Consider the following 20,316-nt stretch of genomic DNA (forward strand, 5'->3'; position numbering starts at 1 on the left):
ACATGGTGACCAAAATCTTAAAAGCACCGGACGGCTCTCCAAGTGATGTTGAACGCATTAAAGAAGAAAGTGATTATTTACGCGGCACACTGAAAGAAGTGATGCTGGACCGGATCAGTGCCGGAATTCCGGATGATGACAACCGCCTGATGAAACACCACGGCAGTTATTTGCAGGATGACCGTGACCTCCGCAATGAACGCCAAAAGCAAAAACTTGAACCGGCCTATCAGTTCATGCTGCGCGTACGTATGCCAGGAGGCGTCTCAACACCTGAACAATGGCTTGTCATGGATGACCTATCCCAGAAATACGGGAACGGCACATTAAAACTGACGACACGTGAAACATTCCAAATGCACGGAATTCTGAAATGGAACATGAAGAAAACCATTCAGACGATCCACTCAGCTCTTTTGGATACGATCGCAGCCTGCGGAGACGTAAACCGCAACGTGATGTGCGCATCGAACCCTTATCAGTCTGAAATCCACTCAGAGGTATATGAGTGGTCTAAAAAATTAAGTGACGATCTGCTGCCTCGAACGAGAGCTTATCATGAAATCTGGCTTGATGAGGAAAAAGTGGCCGGCACGCCTGAGGAAGAAGTCGAGCCAATGTACGGCCCGCTCTATCTGCCGCGGAAATTTAAAATCGGTATTGCCGTCCCGCCATCTAATGATATAGACGTCTTTTCACAAGATCTCGGATTCATTGCGATTGTCGAAGATGGCGAACTGATCGGTTTTAACGTGGCAATCGGCGGCGGTATGGGAATGACGCATGGCGACACAGCGACATATCCGCAATTAGCCAAGGTGATCGGGTTCTGCCGTCCTGAGCAAATGTATGACGTTGCTGAAAAAACGATTACGATTCAGCGTGATTACGGAAACCGTTCTGTCCGCAAAAATGCGCGGTTCAAATACACCGTTGACCGCCTCGGTTTAGAAACTGTAAAAGAAGAATTGGAAAACCGTCTCGGCTGGAGCTTGGAAGAAGCAAAGGCGTATCATTTCGATCATAACGGCGACCGCTACGGCTGGGTGGAAGGCATTGAGGATAAATGGCATTTTACGCTGTTTGTCGAAGGCGGCCGTGTGACGGATTACGATCATTATAAACTGATGACAGGCTTGCGGGAAATCGCCAAAGTTCATACAGGCGAGTTCCGTCTGACATCCAATCAGAACTTGATTATTGCGAACGTTTCAAGCGACAAAAAAGATGAAATCAGTGCATTAATTGAGCAATATGGCTTAACTGACGGCAAGCACCATTCAGCGCTCCGCCGCAGCTCTATGGCGTGTGTGTCGCTTCCGACCTGCGGATTGGCAATGGCTGAAGCAGAGCGTTATTTGCCGACCCTTTTAGATAAGGTTGAAAAGATCATTGACGAAAACGGCCTTCGTGATCAGGAAATCACCATTCGCATGACCGGGTGCCCGAACGGCTGTGCACGCCATGCACTCGGTGAGATTGGATTTATCGGAAAGGCGCCGGGCAAATATAATATGTATCTTGGTGCTGCATTTGATGGTAGCCGTTTAAGCAAAATGTACCGTGAAAACATCGGTGAAGATGACATTTTAAGCGAGCTGCGCGTACTTCTTTCACGTTATGCGAAAGAACGCGAGGAAGGCGAGCACTTCGGTGACTTTGTCATTCGCGCAGGCATCATTAAAGCAACAACTGACGGCACTAATTTTCATAACTGATAAAGAAAGACGAGAGACAGGGGTAGCTCCCTGTCTCTTTTTGCCTGAAATTTGTCCTGCTGCAAAAAAATTCACTATGAGCATATCGTGAGAAATAATACCCTAAAAAGGGTACTATAAAAGAAGACAAGTGTGGAGGAAACCCCTGCCGACATCACATATCGGATGCAAGGCCGTCCCAGCCTCAGCCTCTTTTAGACAAGCAGATCCATCGACTATCTCAGACGAAGGAGGTCATGTATTTGGACATATTTTTAGTTGTTCTCGTTTTATTAACGATTATTGCGATATCCAATATCGTGAACCGGTTTATTCCGTTTATTCCCGTGCCTCTGATTCAGGTGGCGCTTGGGATTCTTGCGGCCTCATTTCCACAGGGGCTTCATTTTGAATTAAACACCGAATTGTTTTTTGTTCTGTTTATCGCGCCTCTTCTATTTAATGATGGGAAGAGAACGCCGCGGGCGGAGCTTTGGAATTTACGCGCTCCGATTTTATTGCTCGCACTCGGCCTTGTATTTGCGACTGTGATTGTAGGTGGATACACGATTCACTGGATGATTCCTGCTATTCCGCTGGCAGCGGCTTTTGGACTTGCGGCCATTCTTTCACCGACTGATGTCGTCGCTGTCAGCGCATTATCAGGAAGAGTGAAGATGCCAAAAGGCATTCTTCGCCTGCTTGAAGGAGAGGGGCTGATGAATGACGCATCAGGTCTGGTGGCCTTTAAGTTTGCGATTGCGGCAGCAGTGACCGGTGCGTTTTCATTAGCGCAAGCGGCTGTCAGCTTTGTCTTTATTTCTCTTGGAGGCTTGCTGTGCGGGATTGTCATTTCGTTCTTCATTATTCGATTCCGCCTCTTCCTGCGCCGTCTTGGCATGCAGGATGTCACAATGCATATGCTGATTCAAATTCTGACGCCGTTTGTGATTTATTTGGCAGCGGAAGAAATCGCCGTTTCCGGCATTTTAGCCGTTGTGGCGGGTGGAATCACCCATGCGGTTGAACAGGATCGTCTGGAATCAACGATGGCCAAACTGCAAATCGTCTCCTCGAGTACATGGAACATTATTTTATTTATTTTGAACGGTCTGGTCTTCGTTATTCTCGGAGCACAGATTCCGGACGTCATTTCCGTTATCTTTAATGACACCGCAGTTAGCAATATGAAGGTAATCAGCTATATCCTTGTGATCACATTTACGCTAATGCTCCTCAGATTTCTATGGGTGCTGTTCTTCTGGAACGGAAAATGGTTCTTTAATAAGGACCAGAACATTTATAAACCGGGTCTTCGTTCGACGCTGTTACTTTCGATTTCCGGTGTGCGCGGAGCTGTAACGCTTGCGGGCTCTTTCTCCATTCCGTATTTTCTGGAGGATGGCACACCGTTTCCGGAAAGAAATCTAATTCTCTTTTTGGCAGCCGGCGTCATTTTATGCACACTTGTCATTGCCGCCGTTGTGTTGCCGCTTCTGACTGAAAAAGAAGAAGAAGACGAAAAACGAAATAAAAAGCTGCTGACGGCGAGACGCAAATTGATTAAAACAGCTCTCCAAACGATTAAAGAGGACATGAACGATACAAACAAAACAGCCTCTCTTGCGGTGATAGGCGAATACAACGAAAAGATGAAAAACCTTCGTTTTCAGCAATATACTTCATCTAATCGTATCAAAAAACAAGAGCGAAAAGTCCGGGCGCAAGCCATTATCGCTGAGCATGAGGCATTGATGAAAATGCTGGAACGGGGAGACATCCCGGAAGAAACAGTAAACGTACTGCAAGAACGGTTTAATGAATTAGAAATTTTGTATGGCAACCCATTTAAAGTCGGATTATCAAAAACAAGGCTCAAGCGGCTGATGTATTGGATTTTCTTCGATGAACATAAAAAGCCGGAGCTGCCGATTTTAAATGAAGCAGGATTGATACAGGCAACGAGAGTGAAAACGGCAAAAGCAGCAATTGAATATCTGGAAAAACATAAGACGGAAGAACATAAAGAAGTGTTTTTATCTGTCATTACGTTTTATAAACAGTTAATTTTCAGGCTGGAACACAGTCATCATGAGCTGAAATCAAGCGCCCAATTTGAAACTCAGAAGCTGGAAGTGAAGCTGAAGGCTGTGCAGGCGATCAGAAATGAAATTCAAACGCTCTTCGAAAAGCGAGAAATTTCCCGGGACATCTCCCATGAACTTCGCCAATACATTAATGATGTGGAAGCCGCCATGCTTGAAGGCGGCGAATAGATGCAGCAAAAAAGCTGGCGTTAGAGCGCCAGCTTTTTTCTATATTAGGGACGATGGAATTCGACAGTGCTGCCATCCCGGTCGAACCAGCCTCTGAAGGCCCAGTTGATCCAGCCGCCATCACCTTTGTTTGTAAAGGTTCCGTCTTCAAATACCCAAATGCCGTACGTAATGCCGTCGTAAACGGCTGAGCCGTAAAATTGCACACCGTTTAAGTGATCTTCATATTCCTGGCTTAAATTAAATACCATGACGTTATATTTTTGGCCGGATGCGTAGAAGGAAGACTCCATGAGGTTTTTCACAAATCCATCTCGGTTCTGTGTGGATTTAATGGCATCGGCGATTTGGTTGGCAATTCCAAGTACATCCAGGTTGACGTTTAAACCTACCTCAGCGGCAGATGTTCCGGCTGTTGTTGCCTTGGAAATCTGAGCACCGGGATTTTCTTCAGCCGAAGCAAAGGACAAAGGGGCGATGGTCAAAGCTGCACCTAACGCAAGTGTCATCGGGATACGCATACGTTTCAATTTGGTTCCTCCTTTGTTTTGATTTGGTGACACTAATCGCATACCCTGCTTATTCCACTTGTAATCTCAATATTGTTAAAATAGGAAAAAAATAGTGAAACACTCGCCCCATGCTGTGAAAAAAGAAGCAAAAAGAGGCTCTTAAGCGTATTATTGGTATCGCCTAAGAGGAGTGTGAGATAATATAGACGCTTACATTTCAGTGAAAGGGTGGATGTTCAAGTGCCAACAAGTTTAAAAGATACTGTAAAACTACATAACGGAGTTGAAATGCCTTGGTTCGGTCTTGGTGTTTTTAAAGTAGAAAACGGAAGTGAAGCGACTGAATCTGTGAAAGCTGCCATTAAAAACGGCTATCGCAGCATTGATACAGCAGCAATCTACAAAAATGAAGAAGGCGTTGGCATCGGGATTAAAGAATCCGGTGTGGCAAGAGAAGAGCTCTTCATTACCTCCAAAGTATGGAATGAAGATCAAGGCTACGAAACAACGCTTGCTGCCTTTGAAAAAAGCTTGGAAAGACTTCAGCTTGATTACTTAGATTTATATTTGATCCACTGGCCTGGCAAGGATAAATATAAAGATACATGGCGCGCGCTTGAAAAGCTGTACAAAGACGGCAAAATCCGCGCAATCGGCGTCAGTAACTTCCAAGTTCATCATTTAGAAGAGCTGTTGAAAGATGCTGAAATCAAACCGATGATCAACCAAGTGGAATTTCACCCTCGTTTGACGCAAAAAGAATTAAGAGACTATTGTAAAAAACAAGGCATCCAACTGGAAGCATGGTCTCCCCTCATGCAGGGACAGCTGCTGGATAACGAAGTGCTCGCACAGATTGCTGAAAAACACAATAAATCTGTGGCTCAAGTGATTTTGCGCTGGGATCTGCAGAATGAGGTTGTCACGATTCCAAAATCCATTAAAGAACACCGTATCATTGAAAACGCTGATATTTTTGATTTCGAATTGTCTCAAGAAGACATGGACAAAATTGACGCGTTAAACAAAGATGAGCGCGTCGGTCCAAATCCTGATGAGCTTCTGTTTTAATAAAAAACTCCCCGTGACGGGGAGTTTTTTAGTGTGGTTTTTTCTGTTGAATGAAAAACAGCATCAAAAAGGAAATGACAACAATACAGACGACCCAGGCCCAGGCAAGGGTGTTGTTTCCGGAATCCAATGCGACATAAATGGCCGTCGGCAGTGTTTGCGTAACACTGGGAATGTTTCCTGCAAACATCAGTGTTGCTCCGAATTCTCCGAGCGCCCGTGCAAGGCTGAGGATGCTTCCGGTCAGCAATGAAGGATAGGCGAGCGGGATGGAAATGTGGATAAACACTTTCCATCTGCTGGCGCCGTCTACCATTGCAGCCCCCTGTATATCGGGATCAATGTCAGCAAATCCAGTTTTGGCGGATTGATACATAAGCGGAAAGGCCACGACAGCCGAGGCGATCACAGCGGCCCACCAGGTGAAAATGACAGGCTGATGAAAGATCCACTCGATGGCTTGTCCGATGAAACTGTGCTTTCCGAAAATGACGATCAAGATAAAACCGACAACAGTGGGCGGAAGAACGAGCGGAAGCATAAAACATGTTTCGAGCGCCGTTTTTCCGAAAAATGATGCCCGTGACATCCGTGCTCCAGCCAGGGTTCCGAGTATAATGACAACAATTCCGGCAACTGCCGCCACCTGAAAGGAAAGCACAACAGGTGTAAAAAACGCTGAAACGCTTATGCTACTCGGCGGTAAAACCATATTTTTCAAATACTTTCATTGCTTCATCAGATTGCAGGTAATCGTAAAATTCCTTCGCTTCCTTACGGTGTTTTGTATCGTTTACAATTCCTAATGGATAGACAATCGGGCTGTGTGTATTTACTTTTGCCTCGTCAATGATTTTGACCTTTTTCGAGATCAGAGCATCAGTTTTATAAACAACGCCTGCGTCCACATTGCCTGTTTCTACATAAGAAAGGACTTGGCGAACGTCTTTTCCGTAAACGATCTTATCCTTCACATTGTCCCATAGAGAAAGCTTTGTCAGTGATTCTTTCCCGTAAGCTCCCGCCGGCACGGATTCCGGCGTTCCGAGGGCGATTTTTTCTGAATCCGCCAGATTGCTGAAGCTTGTCACAGGTGAATCGCCGTTTTTCGGCACGGCCAACACGATTTCATTGCCGACTAAATCGGTGCTGTCTTTTTTGGCGATATCCCCATCATCTAACAGCTTTTGAAATTTATCCTCAGCAGCTGAGAAGAAAAGATCTGCCCCCGCTCCTTGAGAAATCTGTTTTTGCAAGGCGCCGGATGAGCCATAGTTATCTTGGATTTTAATGTTTTGATGTTCTTTTTCGTAGTTTTGTTGGATTTCCTCAAGGGCATCCTGTGCACTGGCGGCAGCTGAGATGGTTAACGTTACATTTTTCTCGCTATCCGATGAAGACTGGTTTGCGGAGCAGCCTGCTGTAAGCAGAATAGCGGTTAAGGCTGCTGTTAACATGGAATACTTTTTAAACATGATTGCACCCCTTATAATTAGTTATATCTAATTATAACTGATTATGTTTGGCTTATGTGGGTTTTTTTACATTCGACGAAAAGGTATAATAAAATAGGAGAGTGATAATGATGAATGAAACCTCTTCCTATACGATAGAAGAAGTTGCAGGTCTGCTGAAGGTATCAAAGCTGACCGTTTATGATTTGATTAAAAAAGGCGTGCTGCCTGCTTACCGTGTCGGAAGGCAGATGCGTGTGGATGAAGAAGATTTAAAGCAATATAAGATGAATATGAGAATGTCGCAGCCCATTTCTGCTGCCGAAGAGCCGAATCAGATGCAGGAGGCTGAGCCGGACTGCAGAAAGAATGTCATGATCAGCGGACAGGACATTTCGATGGATCTGCTCAGCAAGCATTTGGAGAATGTGATTCAGGAGACGCCGCTCCGTAAATACAAAGGAAGCTTAAACAGCCTGATTGATATGTATCAAGGCAAGTGTGACATTGTCAGCCTGCATTTGTATGATGCGGAAACCAGCCAGTATAATGCGCCTTATGTAAAACGGATTTTGTCAGGTGAACCGTTTTGTCTGATCAATGTCGTTCTCCGCAAAGCAGGACTGTATGTTCAAAAAGGGAATCCGAAAAACATTCAAGGCTGGGATGACTTAAGAAGGGCAGATATCCGGATCATTAACAGAGAAAAGGGTTCTGGCGCAAGAGTGCTGCTTGATGAACAGCTTGGCTTGCTCGGTGTGAAACCGGCTGATGTAAAAGGATACGGCGATATCGTGACCGATCATTACGCTGTCGCTTCACAAGTCTCAAGCGGACAGGCTGACGCGGGAATCGGGGCGCAGCACGCGGCACATATGGGCAGTGTTGATTTTATCCCGCTCATCGACGAACAATATGATATCGTCGTTTTGAAAAAACATGAGCAGCTGCTGAAGGCCGTGAAGGACATCTTGAATGCTGAGGAATACAAGGCGAATCTGTCTCATTTGAACGGCTATCAAACAAAACTCACCGGCAAAGTGATGTTGGAAACGTAAAAAATCCCTCAAAGAGGGATTTTTTTATTGAGTAAACCTGAGCAGGTCTCCGTTTAAAATTTTATCAGAGAGAGACAGCTCTTCGGTTGCTTTTTCTTTATATGGGAGGCACGCATCCTGATCTTCCAGCACGTCCCCTGTTTTTTGGCTGTAGCACGTGTTTTTTGTGTATACATAGTCGTTCGTAATAAAACTGCCGTTTCGCAGCACGGTGAATGGAGTGCGGTCGTTTGACAGCAAATCATTGCCAAATTGGATATCGCCTTTTGTCTCAATGCCGAGCAGATGCATCAGTGTCGGCTTGACGTCGACCTGCCCTCCGGTATCAGGGATGGTTTCCGGCTTTTGATCTGTGATTCCTGGAATATGTATGATAAACGGCACTCGCTGGAGCTGAACGTTGTCATACGGCGTGATTTCATCTTTTCCTAAAAACTCGGCCATCGCCTCGTTATGGGCTTCAGAAATGCCATAATGATCTCCCATGAATACAATCATCGAATTTTTGTATAAGCCTTCGTCCTTCAGCTTTTTGATAAAACGCTTCAATGCCTCATCTTCATAGCGCACCGTAGTCACATAGCGGTTTAACAGGTCGCTGCTTGAATCGTATTCATCAATCAGCTGATCCTTTTCATCAATTTCAAACGGAAAATGGTTCGTTAACGTGATGAAACTGCTGTAAAACGGCTGCGGCAGGCTATTGAGCTTGCCGGCGGACTGCTCTAAAAATTCCTTATCCTTTAGGCCCCAGCTTGTCGATGTCCCGGGAGTGACGTGGAAATCATCAACATCAAAAAAGCGGTCAATCCCAAATGTATCGTACATCACATCTCGGTTCCAAAATGTTTTATGGTTGGCGTGAAAGACGGCTGAATAATAATCATGTTGTTTCAGCGATTTGTACATCGTATGAAATTGATGATCGCTTTTCGTAAAAAAGACGGCCCCGCTAAGGGAAGGATACAGTGAGTTGGCGACGATGAATTCTGAGTCAGATGTTTTGCCTTGTTCTGTTTGCTGATAGAAATGATCGAAGGAATAGCTTTTTTTGATGAAATCATTCATAAACGGGGTGATTTCTTTTCCATTTACCTTTTCATTCAGAACAAAGCTTTGGGTCGATTCAAGCGTTACAAAGATGACGTTGCGCCCCTTTGCCAGCCCGAACTTGCTTTGATCAGGCTTGCTGTAATCAGCCTCTGTATAGTTTTTAATCGCAGTCATGCTGTCTTCATCGGCAAATGCCTTCGCGCTTATATTCACAGTCTGAGAAATCGTATCGTATATATGGAACTGAAACAGACCGATGCTTTTGACGATCATTTCCCGGTCAAAGGAATGTGCCAAAAGCTTCGGCTGCTGTACTTCTGCAAGTGCCAGAGTACATAGAATCATGCCGCAGGAAGCTGCATAGTACCGTTTAATCGTGCGGGGGTCGGCTTTTGTCTGCGGGTTCTTCTCTTTACGGGCAATCAGCAGCAGACAAACCAAATCCGCAAATAGGGCGATAAACAGAGGGTTGAACAGTTCTTTTACACTGCTGCCCATATCGCTCATGTTACTGGCCTGAAACAAAACCGGGATGGTAATAAAATCGATATAAAAGCCGTAAAAAATCGTATTGGAGATCAAGATGACAGTCAGAACCAAATTGGCAATCAGCAAAAAAACCCGCTGCTTGTTATCTTTTAGAAACAGGCCAATCCCGAATAAAGGAAGGATAAAGCTGAGCGGATTGATCAGCAATATCAGCTCCTCCGACAGAGAATCAATCTGCAAATCAAACCCGATTTTATAGATTACATACGTTTTGATCCACATGAATACGATCGAAATACATAAAAACCGCTGATTGTGAAAAAAGGTTCCTTTCATTAATATGACTCCTCACGTTTTCTTGATCATCTGCATGAAATGCTTCTTATGTAAAACCTACTAAAAATAGCCCGTTCAGACAAGTGTCAGCACTCACGTTTAAAACATGCGTCCATGAAACAGCATATAAAAGTAGTAACATGATGCAATTGTCAGGCTGGCTAACACAAGCTGCTCAGAAAAACTGCCTGTCTTCATATAAAATGGGAGCCTTACGCGAATCGTTGAAGGGAATAATAATTTAATTCCATTCACCGTCCAAGCGTCAAGAATCAAGTGACTCGCCATTCCGATCATCAGTCCGGTTGATATGTTTTTATCTGGAATATATGTGGCTGTGATAAAAAACATGATGAGCAGAAACAGCAGGCTGTGCGTAAACGTTCGATGGCCAAAAATGGAGCTGATCGCTTTCGATAGAATAGGAAATCTTCTCCCGATTTTGCTTTGCGTGTGGCAGATATCGGGAATCAATGCCCCAACCGCGCCGGACGCAGCCATAACCACTGGATCAAATCCATAATAATAAGCTGCTGCCGTACAAGAAGCGATGCCTCCCATGATGTGTGTTTTTCCTGTCATTTCTCGCTTCTCCTTTTATCTTTTGCAAAAATGTCTGAATTACAAATATATCAAGAGAATGTATGTTTGATCAACAGGACTTTGGACGATAAAAAATTTTCCGCATAATTTTTCAAGGAAAAAGGCATCTTAATCGTGTACCTATTTTCTAAAAGAGGTGATACGAATGGATTTCTTTAATAAAGATAAAGGAAAACGTTCTGAAAAAGAAAAAAACGTAATCCAGGGAGCTCTTGAAGATGCCGGTTCAGCTCTAAAAGATGATCCGCTTCAAGAAGCTGTGCAAAAAAAGAAAAACAATCGATAACCCATGCGGATAGGGCTTGGCTCTATCCGTATTTCCATCTGTTCCCTTTGACAGATCATCCTTTCTTTGATAACCTTCTGGGAGTAACTGAATTATTAAATCCTCACTCTTTCTCAGTGAGGTAGAGGTTGCGCGGATGATGAGTAGCACATGCCAGGCTGATAGGGGCTGTTTAACATGTGTAAAAGGCATCAGCGCCGAAGTGTGGAGAAAGCCGATCCTTCTCTATGCTGGGACTGTATCTGAATAAGTGCAGGACTGCCGCGTGCTTTTTCGCGGAGGGCTATCCGGAGATCAAGGGTGTGTGTTTCTTTAAGCATGGACTTTTGTTCAGGCTTTTTTTGCGTTTACATGATCTCGGGGTCTGGTCCGTACAAAGAATCATGGAGGTACTGGAATGGAACAGACGAAAAAATGGGGTTTTTGGTTATTAACGGCGTTTGTCGTTGGAAATATGGTAGGATCGGGAATTTTCTCCTTGCCAAGCTCGCTTGCTTCAATCGCGAGTCCGCTTGGCGCCACGTCCGCTTGGCTTTTGACAGGTGCCGGCGTGCTGATGATTGCACTTGTCTTTGGGCATTTGTCCATCCGCAAGCCTGAACTGAAGGCGGGACCGCAAAGTTATGCAAGGGCGCTGTTCTCTGATCCGAAGAAGGGGAACGCTGCCGGTTTCACAATGGTGTGGGGCTACTGGGTCGCGAGCTGGATCAGCAACGTGGCGATTATCACAAGCCTCGCCGGTTACTTGACTTCGTTTTTCCCGATTTTGGTTGATAAACGTGAAATGTTTTCGATCGGCGGGCAAGAGGTGACACTCGGCCAATTGCTGACGTTTGCAGTATGTACGATCTTGTTATGGGGCACGCACACGATTCTCGTTACTAGCATTAACGGTGCAAGTAAATTGAACTTTGTCACGACGCTTTCTAAAGTACTAGGTTTTGTTTTCTTTATCGTTGCCGGATTGTTTGTGTTTCAAACGGCATTATTCGATCATTTTTATTTTCCGGTTCAAGGAGAAAACGGCACAAGCATTGGAATTGGCGGCCAGGTGCATAACGCCGCGATTTCTACACTGTGGGCGTTTGTCGGCATTGAATCAGCGGTTATTCTGTCAGGCCGTGCGCGCTCTCAGCGTGAGGTGAAACGCGCGACAATTACCGGATTATTGATTGCATTGAGCATTTATATTATTGTGACTTTGATTACGATGGGTGTTCTGCCGCATGATAAGCTTGTCGGTTCTGAAAAACCGTTTGTTGATGTGCTGTATGCGATTGTTGGAAACGCGGGAAGCGTGATTATGGCGCTATTGGCTATCCTTTGTTTATTCGGAACGATGCTCGGCTGGATTTTGCTTGGCTCTGAGGTTCCATATCAAGCCGCTAAAGCGGGAGATTTTCCGGCATTCTTTGCAAAAACGAATAAAAAGGGAAGTCCGATTATCGCATTATTGATTACAAACGTCATGTCACAGGTCTTCATCTTCTCGGTAATTTCCCGGACAATAAGTGACGCATTTACGTTTTTGACGACAGCGGCAACACTTGCGTATTTAATTCCGTATTTGGTATCTGCGATTTACAGCTTGAAGCTTGTCATCAAAGGTGAAACGTATGACCAGCTGAGAGGTTCCCGTGTAAAAGATGGATTAATCGCGATATTAGCGTGCGCATACTCATTGTTTGTGATCATAACAGGCACAGCGGATTTAACGACATTTACTCTCGGCATCGGTTTATTCTTTGTCGGCTTGATCGTTTATCCATTTGTTGTTAAAAAGTTCCGGAAAGCATAAACAAAAGACACCTGATTAGTTTTATCAGGTGTCTTTTTTATAAAATCACAATTTGCCGTGTTAGCAATCCGATCGTTAAAACAGCTGAAAGGAAAGCAGAAATAGAAAGAAAAACCTTCACGGATAATCGAATATGCAAAAAGCGTTTTTTCAGCCTTTCCAGCAAACCAAACAGAACGAGCACTAAGATAAATACAAGAAGCACACTAGAAAAAGGTTTTCCGATATAGAGCCCGTTAAAAAAACTAATCGCGATGATGATGCAGCTAAATATGAATTGCGCAAGAAAATATCCGATGTGGTTCAAAATGAGCCGCTCCTTATAGATGTGCAAAAGAGCCGCGGGCAGGCGGCTCTTTTGTTTATTTTGTTAAGCTTTCCGTAATAAACTTCAGCTGGCCTTCTAATGAAATCGGATCAGAGAAATAGAAGCCAATCGGGTCAATCTTGTAGACACGGTCGTGTTTAACGGCGTCTAGGTTCTTCCAAATGGAGCTGTCAAATACGCCGCCATCGTCGCCGCCTGCTTGCCATGGACCCGCGAAAATATAATCTCCCGCGAAGTCAGGGAGCTTCTCTAATGAAATACTTGTATATCCGGGACCCTGATCAATGGCTTTTTCCTTTGTCAGCTTTGTAGCCTGCAAGCCGAGATCTTTGTAAATGATGCTTCCGCCTCTTCCGAAATCTTTACCGAATACGTAGATGTCTTTTCCATTCGTTTGCATAATGGAGACTGTTTTGTCACCGACAGCTTTTTTGATTTTTGTTTTAGCCGCCGCAACTTTTTTACCCCACTCAGTCAGCCATTTTTCTGCTTTATCTTCAGTTCCTGTCATTTTTGCGAATTCTTTCAGCTGCTCGATATTGTCAAGCTTATCGTATGTTACCGCGACAGTCGGCGCGATTTTTTGAAGCTTTTTAATATCAGCGCCTTGCGTTGTCCAGACGATAATCAAGTCAGGATTCAAATCAATGATTTTTTCAACGGAAGTACCGTCTCCGATGCTTGAAACGCCGTCGGTTTTTCCTTTGTAATAAGGGTTTTTAAATACATTCTCAGGTGCACCGACGACGTTGATGCCGAGTGTTTTGAAGTAGCCGTAGTAGCCGTCAGCCATGACAACCACCCGTTTTGGATGCTTAGGGATTTTCACATTTCCGTTTTCAGCCTTGTATGTAACGGTTTCTTCGTCTTTGGAATCAGAGGAAGAGCCTTTGCTTTCTGTGTTATTCCCGCAGGCTGCCAATGCTGCAATCAATAACACGGCAAAAAACGCGGCTCCGAGTTTCTTATATATATGGGTCATATCTCATACCTTCTTTCCGGAAAATGGGTGATAAAGAGAATCATTATCAATGTGATTATACCATTGCAAGAGCCAGTTGACACGGTAATTTTGCAATTATATGCTCATTTTTGTTCAAAACGCTCTATTACAACAGCGCAAAAAAATGATATACTTGATCAGTAATTGATAATCATTATCATTATTGGAAAGGAAGTACGGCTGTTGAGTCAAAGTAAAAATATACAGACGATATCAGAAGAAAACCAATGGACGTCAAGGTCATTTGGCGCGGTCATTGTCCTTATTGCAGGGATGTGTTTACTATGCCTTGGCGCGCTTTTATCTATATCTCTCGGTGCTGCGGATATTCATTTGCGCACGGTGTGGGACGCCATCTTTCATTTTGAGCCGACAGAGACGTCCCACCAAATCATACACGATCTTCGACTGCCGAGAACGGCTGCCGCCGCGCTTGTTGGCGCTTTGTTAGCAGTGTCGGGAGCGATCATGCAGGGGATGACGAGAAACCCTTTGGCAGAGCCTTCGATTATGGGAGTTACATCAGGCTCTGCGTTTGCCATTTCAATTGCATTTGCCTTTTTTCCCGGGCTTTCGACGATGGGGCTTGTGCTATGGTCCTTTGCAGGAGCGGGGCTGGGGGCATCAACAGTAATGGGGATTGGCATGTTTTCAAGGGGCGGACTTACGCCAGTAAAGTTTGCTCTGGCTGGATCAGCAGTTTCTTATTTCTTTACAGGCATTTCAACCGCCGTTGCAATCCGCTTTGATGTCGCTCAGGATATCAGTTTTTGGTATGCAGGCGGGGTAGCGGGTGTGAAATGGTCAGGTGTTCATCTCTTGCTTCTCGCAGGGGCGGTCGGTTTAACGCTTGCGTTTATCATCGCCCGGTCTGTGACAGTGTTGAGTCTCGGAGACGAGCTGGCGAAAGGGCTTGGCCAATATACATCAGCGGTGAAACTGGTTGGCATGCTTGTCGTTGTGATTTTGACGGGAGCTGCGGTTTCCATTGCCGGCACCATCGCATTTATCGGGCTGATCATTCCGCATATTACCCGGTTTTTGGTTGGTGTGGATTATCGGTGGATCATTCCTTGCTCGGCGGTGCTTGGCGCCGTTTTGCTAGTTTTTGCTGACATTGCGGCAAGACTCGTCAACGCGCCCTTTGAAACGCCTGTCGGCGCGCTGACCTCTCTTATCGGTGTTCCCTTTTTCTTTTATTTGGCACGTCGGGAAAGGAGAGGGCTGTAATGAAAACAAAAACGAAAAAACCGCTCGCTGTGATGGCTGTGACCTTTCTGCTCATCGTGCTGGTCTTTTTTATCAGTTTGAATTTGGGCGTCATCAAAATTGCACCGCTTAAAACGTTTCAAGTCTTTTTCGGCCAAGGAACGGCGCGTGATGAACTTGTCTTATTTGAGTTCAGGCTGCCCCGGATCATCCTTTCTTTGCTCGTTGGGGCAGGAATCGCTGTTGCCGGCGCCATTTTGCAAAGCGTTTCTCAAAATGATCTGGCTGAGCCCGGCATTCTCGGAATTAACGCCGGCGGCTCGCTTGCTGTTGTGCTTTTTATATACTTTTTTCAAGGGTCAGCTTCAGATCTCAGCTTTTTCGGAACATTTATGCTGCCGTTCAGTGCTTTGGCTGGCGCATTTCTCGCCGCGCTTCTCATTTATCTTCTGGCTTGGAAAAAAGGCGTGACACCGATTCGGCTGATTTTAGTAGGTATTGGCGTGAATGCTGGTTTTAACGCTCTGTTGCTGATTTTTCAGCTCAAGATGGACCCTCATGATTTTATGCAGGCCGCGGTTTGGATATCCGGCTCGATATGGGGGGCGAACTGGAATATGATTTGGGCGATCCTTCCTTGGATTGTGATCTTGCTTCCGTTTACTTTATATAAGGCACGTTATTTGAACATTTTGCAGCTCGGAGACCAATTAGCGACCGGGCTGGGCACTGCTGTTGAAAGAGAAAGACGGATTCTCCTTCTGGCGGCGGTCACTCTTGCCGCTTCATGCGTGGCAGCTGCAGGGGGCATCGCGTTTCTCGGATTGATTGCGCCCCACGTGGCAAGAAGGCTTACCGGTCCGCGTCACCAGACGCTGATACCGGTCTCCGCCTTCATCGGCGCATTTCTGTTTTTGCTCGCTGATACGCTGGCGAGAAATGTATTGGCACCTTCGGAAATTCCGGTCGGACTTGTCATTTCCGTGCTAGGCGCGCCTTACTTTATTTATTTATTGATGAAAGCGAATTAGAGGAGGGGGCCGAATATGAATTCATTATCAACGGAACAGCTTGGAATCGGTTATGGTGACACGGTGATTGTAGAAGGTTTAAATATCTCGATTCCTAAAGGGAAAATCACCACCTTAATTGGCCCGAATGGCTGCGGGAAATCAACAATATTAAAAACAATGTCCAGAATTATGCGTTCACATAAAGGTGCCGTCTATTTAAACGGCAAAGCCATTCATAAAATGTCTACAAAAGACATTGCGAAAGATATGGCGATTCTGCCGCAGACACCTGAAGCGCCAAGCGGTTTAACGGTGTATGAATTGGTGTCGTACGGCAGGTTTCCGCATCAATCAGGATTCGGCCGATTACATGATGAAGATCGTCGGATTATCAAATCGGCGCTTGAAGAAACAGGCATGGCTGAATACGCTGAACGGCCGATTGAGGCACTGTCAGGCGGACAGCGTCAGCGCGTGTGGATAGCCATGGCGCTTGCGCAAGGGACGGAACTGCTGCTGCTGGATGAACCTACAACGTACCTTGATCTCGCACACCAGCTTGAAATTCTGCAGCTGCTTGACAGGCTCAACAAAGAACAGGGGCGGACGATTTTAATGGTCATTCATGATCTGAACCACGCGGCCCGTTTTTCTCATTATATGATCGCGCTCAAAAACGGCACGGTTATCAAGGAGGGCGGCGCACTGGAGGTCATGACACCGGACATTTTGAAGCAGGTATTTCAGATTGATGCCGAAATCGTGACCGATCCCCGTACAAATAAACCTGTATGCTTGACCTATGACCTGATTAAAAATGAAAAAGCGCTTATTTCTGTGTAAGAAAAATCCCGGTTGAGAGCCGGGATTTTTTATTTTCGGCCGTGAAAATACAATTTTTCTATTTGATTCCTTCATTTCAATAAAAAGATTGCAAGTCTTTTTGAATTAATAGATAATATTGGTTATAATGTTTCGAAAATATTACATAGTTTACAGAAAGAGGAGATCGTTGTGTCCAAGAAGAAAAAATGGATTATTGGCGGTGCGATATGTGCCGGTGTGCTTGTATTAGCTGGGATCGGCGCCGGCGGTGTTTACTTTTTTACCCACATCAACCAAGTTGCCGTATCGTCGGAGCCCTATGCAGAATCGGTAGCGGTATACATGGGAGGAGAATCAGAATCAGGCCAAACGTTTTCTGGAAAGGTTGAACCTGAGAAGCAGCAGAAAGTATATATCGATTCTGAAAAAGGCAGCATTAAAAAAACATACGTCAAAGAAGGCGATCAGGTCAAAAAGGGCGATAAGCTTTTTGAGTATGAGGGCGAGGATCATTCTGACGAAGTTGAACAAGCCAATTTGCAAATCGAAATGACAAACCTGCAAATCAGCCGCTTGCAAAAATCAATAACGGAAACGGAAAAACAGCTGAAAACGGCTGGAAAAGAAGAGAAATCACAGCTTCAAGATGAGCTTGATCAGGCCAATTTCGATTTGAAAACAAGCCAGCTTGAGCTGAAGCAGCATCAAAAAGAGCTGGCTGCCCTGACGAAAAACAAAGGTTCCAATGTCATAACAAGCAAGCATGACGGGATCGTTCAAAGCGTCAATCAGGATATCGCCGCCGGAGCAACGGGCGACCAGGCAGCAGGACCGTATATCCAGATTGTTTCGACGGGCAAATACCTAGTCAAAAGCCAAATCAACGAGCTGTTAATGGACACAATCAAAAAAGGCAGCAAAGTCAGAGTCACGCTGAAAACAGGCGGTGAAGGCGAGTGGAAAGGAAAGGTCACTTCGATCGGCAAGCTTCCAGCGGGAACAGGCGAGGGTGAGGAATCAGAAAGTTTTGCTGAAGAAGAAATGAACCCTCAATCCTCTAACTATCCTTTCACCATTTTATTAGACAGCCATAAAGGTCTCGAAGTCGGCTATCATGTCAACATCGAAGTGATGAGTGATGAGGCTGATGCGGACACGATTAAGCTGCCTTCCGACATGGTCATTCAGGATGACGGAGAACCGTACGTGTGGAAAGCGGATGAGAAGCAGAAAGCGGTCAAGCAGCCTGTTGAAATCGGAGAGACTGATGAAAATGACATGGTGGAAATTAAGAGCGGCTTGACGCCGGAAGATTATGTGATCTATCCTGATCCCGCGGTCAAGGAAGGAAAGCAGGTTACAGTCAATGCTGACATTGAATAATATTTCGAAATCGTACAAGCTGGGAAAAGAAGAAGTTCCGATCTTAAAACATATTAATCTGACGGTTCAAGCTGGTGAGTTTCTGGCGATTATGGGGCCTTCCGGTTCGGGAAAGTCAACACTAATGAATATCATCGGCTGTTTGGACAGGCCAACCTCCGGAACCTATACGCTTGATCAGATAGATATATTGAAAGGGAAAGACGGTGCCTTAGCCGAAATCCGCAACGAGTCAATCGGGTTTGTGTTTCAAACCTTTCATCTGCTGCCGCGTCTCACCGCGCTGCAAAATGTCGAGCTGCCGATGATCTACAATAAAGTGAAGAAAAAAGAGAGAAGGCAGAGAGCCTATGAAGCGCTGGAAAAGGTCGGGCTGAAAAACAGGGTCTCCTACAAGCCTCCGAAGCTGTCCGGCGGGCAAAAGCAGCGGGTGGCGATAGCGAGAGCCCTTGTCAATCAGCCGAGGTTTATTTTAGCTGATGAACCGACCGGGGCGCTTGATACCAAATCAAGCGAACAAATTTTGTCGCTGTTTTCTGAATTGCATCAGGAAGGCAAGACCATTATTATGATTACCCATGACCCGGACGTTGCCAAAAAAGCTGACAGAACCGTTTTTATCAGAGATGGAGAATTGGTATTAGATGAGAGAGGGGATATCAGCCATGCTTGAACATATTCGAATCTCCTTTCAATCGATTTTCTCTCATAAACTTAGATCCATTCTGACAATGCTCGGTGTCATTATCGGCATAGCGGCAATCATCGCGATTGTATCGATGCTGAAGGGTCAAAGCGAACAATTAAAGCAGAGCATGATCGGTATGGGAAATAACGCGATCAATGTTGTCTACCAGCCGTCGGGCGGAGAAGAGGAGGGCGGCGGCTATCAGGTTTCGTATACGACTGCACCGCCTGTAGCTGACGAAACAGTAAAGGCGATTAAATCTGATCCTATGGTCAAAGGATTATCCTTATATTACTTGTCAGAAGGCGCGAGCGTCTTTCATTTGACAAACGTTTCGTACCCTCAGGTATACGGAATTGACGGTGATTACTTTGATATGTTCCCAATCCGTATAACCGAAGGGAGAAAGCTGGCGGAAAATGAATTGAACAGCACACACCAAGTGGCGATGATCAATGAAGCTGCCAGAGATGAACTGTTTCCAGACGGAGACGCTCTGCATAAAAACATTGAGATGAATGGTGTGCCGTTTAAGGTCGCCGGTGTTTTCACAGAAAAAAAACAGCAGGAAAGCATGTTTGAAGGCGACTATGCGAACCCGGTTTTGTACATTCCGAAAAAAGTGTGGCCGCTCATTGAAGGATTTGACGCGCCGACACAGATTGCTGTGCAGGCTGATTCTTCTGAGCATATCCAAGAAGCCGGCGTAATGGCTGCTGATCTTTTAAACCAAGGACTGTCAGATGCTGAGTTGGAAAAAGCAGAGTATAGTGTGATGGATCTTCAGGAGATCGCGCAGGAAGTGGAGTCCTTTAATCAGTCATTTGCATTGTTGCTTGGCGGAATCGCCAGTATTTCACTTTTGGTCGGCGGTATCGGCGTCATGAACATCATGCTCGTTTCCGTCACGGAGCGCACGAGGGAAATCGGGATTAAGAAAGCGCTCGGTGCTAAGCGGCGTGTGATTTTATTTCAATTTTTAACTGAGGCGGTCGTGCTGACAAGCATTGGCGGAATACTTGGTGTGCTGGCGGGCTTCGGCATCGCTAAGCTGCTGACGGTCGTTTTTCCAATGCCTTTTATCGTCTCCGTTCCGGCTGTTGTCGGGGCACTCATCTTTTCAATGGCAGTCGGCATTATCTTCGGCTTGCTTCCTTCCATCAAGGCATCTAAGCTTCAGCCTGTAGACGCGCTGCGCTATGAATAAAAAGAACGCATCCATTTGGAATGCGTT

Annotated in this window: 19 protein-coding genes and 1 riboswitch; of the genes, 12 read left to right on the forward strand and 7 right to left on the reverse strand. The window is 45.4% G+C overall.

Annotation, left to right across the window (positions count from 1 at the left end; genetic code table 11):
* Positions 1-2 precede the first annotated feature (2 nt).
* Both cysI and ACMX2I_RS04520 read left to right on the forward strand, forming a co-directional pair.
* Positions 3-1,718, forward strand: coding sequence for an assimilatory sulfite reductase (NADPH) hemoprotein subunit (gene cysI, locus ACMX2I_RS04515; RefSeq protein ID WP_414956296.1), 1,716 nt, complete (start codon positions 3-5; stop codon positions 1,716-1,718).
* A gap of 242 nt (positions 1,719-1,960) precedes the next feature.
* Entirely contained in the window at positions 1,961-3,973 is a 2,013-nt protein-coding gene (locus tag ACMX2I_RS04520) for a Na+/H+ antiporter (RefSeq protein WP_414956297.1), read from the forward strand.
* A gap of 44 nt (positions 3,974-4,017) precedes the next feature.
* On the opposite strand, the gene yvgO is transcribed toward ACMX2I_RS04520, so the two are convergent.
* The gene (gene yvgO, locus ACMX2I_RS04525; RefSeq protein ID WP_414956298.1) at positions 4,018-4,503 is read right to left on the reverse strand and encodes a stress response protein YvgO; all 486 of its coding nucleotides are present in this window, start codon (positions 4,501-4,503) and stop codon (positions 4,018-4,020) included.
* Positions 4,504-4,725: 222 nt separating this feature from the next.
* On the opposite strand from yvgO, the gene pgoN reads away from it, so the two are divergent.
* Positions 4,726-5,556 (forward strand): glyoxal/methylglyoxal reductase, encoded by an 831-nt coding sequence (gene pgoN / locus ACMX2I_RS04530; protein ID WP_414956299.1) that lies wholly within the window; start codon positions 4,726-4,728, stop codon positions 5,554-5,556.
* A gap of 28 nt (positions 5,557-5,584) precedes the next feature.
* Here pgoN and modB read toward each other — a convergent pair whose 3' ends face one another.
* Positions 5,585-6,277 carry a molybdate ABC transporter permease subunit gene (modB, locus tag ACMX2I_RS04535; RefSeq protein ID WP_289348164.1) on the reverse strand — a complete coding sequence of 231 codons (693 nt, stop codon included), beginning with the start codon at positions 6,275-6,277 and terminating at the stop codon, positions 5,585-5,587.
* On the reverse strand, positions 6,249-7,031 hold the full coding sequence (gene modA, locus ACMX2I_RS04540; protein ID WP_414956300.1) for a molybdate ABC transporter substrate-binding protein: 783 nt from the start codon (positions 7,029-7,031) through the stop codon (positions 6,249-6,251). Before modA ends, modB begins: the two co-directional genes overlap by 29 nt.
* A 110-nt stretch (positions 7,032-7,141) precedes the next feature.
* Between modA and ACMX2I_RS04545 the strand changes: the two genes are divergently transcribed.
* Positions 7,142-8,068, forward strand: coding sequence for a substrate-binding domain-containing protein (locus ACMX2I_RS04545; protein ID WP_087991175.1), 927 nt, complete (start codon positions 7,142-7,144; stop codon positions 8,066-8,068).
* A 24-nt stretch (positions 8,069-8,092) separates the two neighbouring features.
* On the opposite strand, the gene ACMX2I_RS04550 is transcribed toward ACMX2I_RS04545, so the two are convergent.
* Together ACMX2I_RS04550 and ACMX2I_RS04555 are read right to left on the reverse strand one after the other, a co-directional pair.
* Entirely contained in the window at positions 8,093-9,946 is a 1,854-nt protein-coding gene (locus tag ACMX2I_RS04550; protein ID WP_414956301.1) for an LTA synthase family protein, read from the reverse strand.
* 99 nt (positions 9,947-10,045) lie between these two features.
* On the reverse strand, positions 10,046-10,528 hold the full coding sequence (locus ACMX2I_RS04555) for a metal-dependent hydrolase (protein ID WP_414956302.1): 483 nt from the start codon (positions 10,526-10,528) through the stop codon (positions 10,046-10,048).
* A gap of 166 nt (positions 10,529-10,694) precedes the next feature.
* Between ACMX2I_RS04555 and sspJ the strand changes: the two genes are divergently transcribed.
* Positions 10,695-10,835 carry a small acid-soluble spore protein SspJ gene (gene sspJ / locus ACMX2I_RS04560; RefSeq protein WP_010330072.1) on the forward strand — a complete coding sequence of 47 codons (141 nt, stop codon included), beginning with the start codon at positions 10,695-10,697 and terminating at the stop codon, positions 10,833-10,835.
* A 114-nt stretch (positions 10,836-10,949) separates the two neighbouring features.
* Positions 10,950-11,129, forward strand: a riboswitch (Lysine riboswitch).
* 103 nt (positions 11,130-11,232) lie between these two features.
* The gene (locus tag ACMX2I_RS04565) at positions 11,233-12,633 is read left to right on the forward strand and encodes an amino acid permease (protein ID WP_414956303.1); all 1,401 of its coding nucleotides are present in this window, start codon (positions 11,233-11,235) and stop codon (positions 12,631-12,633) included.
* Positions 12,634-12,670: 37 nt separating this feature from the next.
* Here the strand turns inward: ACMX2I_RS04565 and ACMX2I_RS04570 are convergent, their stop codons facing one another.
* Complete coding sequence (locus tag ACMX2I_RS04570; RefSeq protein ID WP_176365275.1) at positions 12,671-12,940, reverse strand: hypothetical protein; 270 nt, start codon at positions 12,938-12,940, stop codon at positions 12,671-12,673.
* A 55-nt stretch (positions 12,941-12,995) separates the two neighbouring features.
* Complete coding sequence (locus ACMX2I_RS04575) at positions 12,996-13,943, reverse strand: iron-hydroxamate ABC transporter substrate-binding protein (protein ID WP_414956304.1); 948 nt, start codon at positions 13,941-13,943, stop codon at positions 12,996-12,998.
* Positions 13,944-14,147: 204 nt separating this feature from the next.
* Here ACMX2I_RS04575 and ACMX2I_RS04580 point away from each other — a divergent pair, with 204 nt between their 5' ends.
* The 6 genes from ACMX2I_RS04580 (at position 14,148) to ACMX2I_RS04605 (ending at position 20,289) form a co-directional block, all read left to right on the forward strand.
* On the forward strand, positions 14,148-15,194 hold the full coding sequence (locus tag ACMX2I_RS04580) for a FecCD family ABC transporter permease (protein WP_414956305.1): 1,047 nt from the start codon (positions 14,148-14,150) through the stop codon (positions 15,192-15,194).
* A complete protein-coding gene (locus ACMX2I_RS04585; protein ID WP_394715072.1) occupies positions 15,194-16,204 on the forward strand; it encodes a FecCD family ABC transporter permease in 1,011 nt (336 codons plus the stop codon). Before ACMX2I_RS04580 ends, ACMX2I_RS04585 begins: the two co-directional genes overlap by 1 nt.
* 15 nt (positions 16,205-16,219) lie before the next feature.
* Positions 16,220-17,029 (forward strand): ABC transporter ATP-binding protein, encoded by an 810-nt coding sequence (locus tag ACMX2I_RS04590; protein ID WP_414956306.1) that lies wholly within the window; start codon positions 16,220-16,222, stop codon positions 17,027-17,029.
* Between the two features lie 171 nt (positions 17,030-17,200).
* Positions 17,201-18,394, forward strand: coding sequence for an efflux RND transporter periplasmic adaptor subunit (locus ACMX2I_RS04595; RefSeq protein ID WP_414956307.1), 1,194 nt, complete (start codon positions 17,201-17,203; stop codon positions 18,392-18,394).
* Positions 18,378-19,067 (forward strand): ABC transporter ATP-binding protein, encoded by a 690-nt coding sequence (locus ACMX2I_RS04600; RefSeq protein WP_087991119.1) that lies wholly within the window; start codon positions 18,378-18,380, stop codon positions 19,065-19,067. Before ACMX2I_RS04595 ends, ACMX2I_RS04600 begins: the two co-directional genes overlap by 17 nt.
* Positions 19,060-20,289, forward strand: a complete 1,230-nt coding sequence (locus tag ACMX2I_RS04605) for an ABC transporter permease (protein ID WP_414956308.1) — start codon at positions 19,060-19,062, stop codon at positions 20,287-20,289. Before ACMX2I_RS04600 ends, ACMX2I_RS04605 begins: the two co-directional genes overlap by 8 nt.
* Positions 20,290-20,316: the final 27 nt, after the last annotated feature.

The sequence above is a fragment of the Bacillus sp. SW14 genome, from assembly GCF_047608225.1.
GTDB lineage: Bacteria > Bacillota > Bacilli > Bacillales > Bacillaceae > Bacillus > Bacillus subtilis_G.

What these genes read in the sequence shown, in the direction of transcription:
- ACMX2I_RS04565 (WP_414956303.1), top strand. Translation starts at nt 11,233, where the DNA reads ATGGAACAGACGAAAAAATGGGGTTTTTGGTTATTAACGGCGTTTGTC.
- ACMX2I_RS04605 (WP_414956308.1), top strand. Translation starts at nt 19,060, where the DNA reads ATGCTTGAACATATTCGAATCTCCTTTCAATCGATTTTCTCTCATAAA.
- ACMX2I_RS04600 (WP_087991119.1), top strand. Translation starts at nt 18,378, where the DNA reads ATGCTGACATTGAATAATATTTCGAAATCGTACAAGCTGGGAAAAGAA.
- ACMX2I_RS04555 (WP_414956302.1), bottom strand. Translation starts at nt 10,528, where the DNA reads ATGACAGGAAAAACACACATCATGGGAGGCATCGCTTCTTGTACGGCA.
- ACMX2I_RS04545 (WP_087991175.1), top strand. Translation starts at nt 7,142, where the DNA reads ATGAATGAAACCTCTTCCTATACGATAGAAGAAGTTGCAGGTCTGCTG.
- sspJ (WP_010330072.1), top strand. Translation starts at nt 10,695, where the DNA reads ATGGATTTCTTTAATAAAGATAAAGGAAAACGTTCTGAAAAAGAAAAA.
- ACMX2I_RS04550 (WP_414956301.1), bottom strand. Translation starts at nt 9,946, where the DNA reads ATGAAAGGAACCTTTTTTCACAATCAGCGGTTTTTATGTATTTCGATC.
- ACMX2I_RS04585 (WP_394715072.1), top strand. Translation starts at nt 15,194, where the DNA reads ATGAAAACAAAAACGAAAAAACCGCTCGCTGTGATGGCTGTGACCTTT.
- ACMX2I_RS04590 (WP_414956306.1), top strand. Translation starts at nt 16,220, where the DNA reads ATGAATTCATTATCAACGGAACAGCTTGGAATCGGTTATGGTGACACG.
- ACMX2I_RS04575 (WP_414956304.1), bottom strand. Translation starts at nt 13,943, where the DNA reads ATGACCCATATATATAAGAAACTCGGAGCCGCGTTTTTTGCCGTGTTA.
- modA (WP_414956300.1), bottom strand. Translation starts at nt 7,031, where the DNA reads ATGTTTAAAAAGTATTCCATGTTAACAGCAGCCTTAACCGCTATTCTG.
- cysI (WP_414956296.1), top strand. Translation starts at nt 3, where the DNA reads ATGGTGACCAAAATCTTAAAAGCACCGGACGGCTCTCCAAGTGATGTT.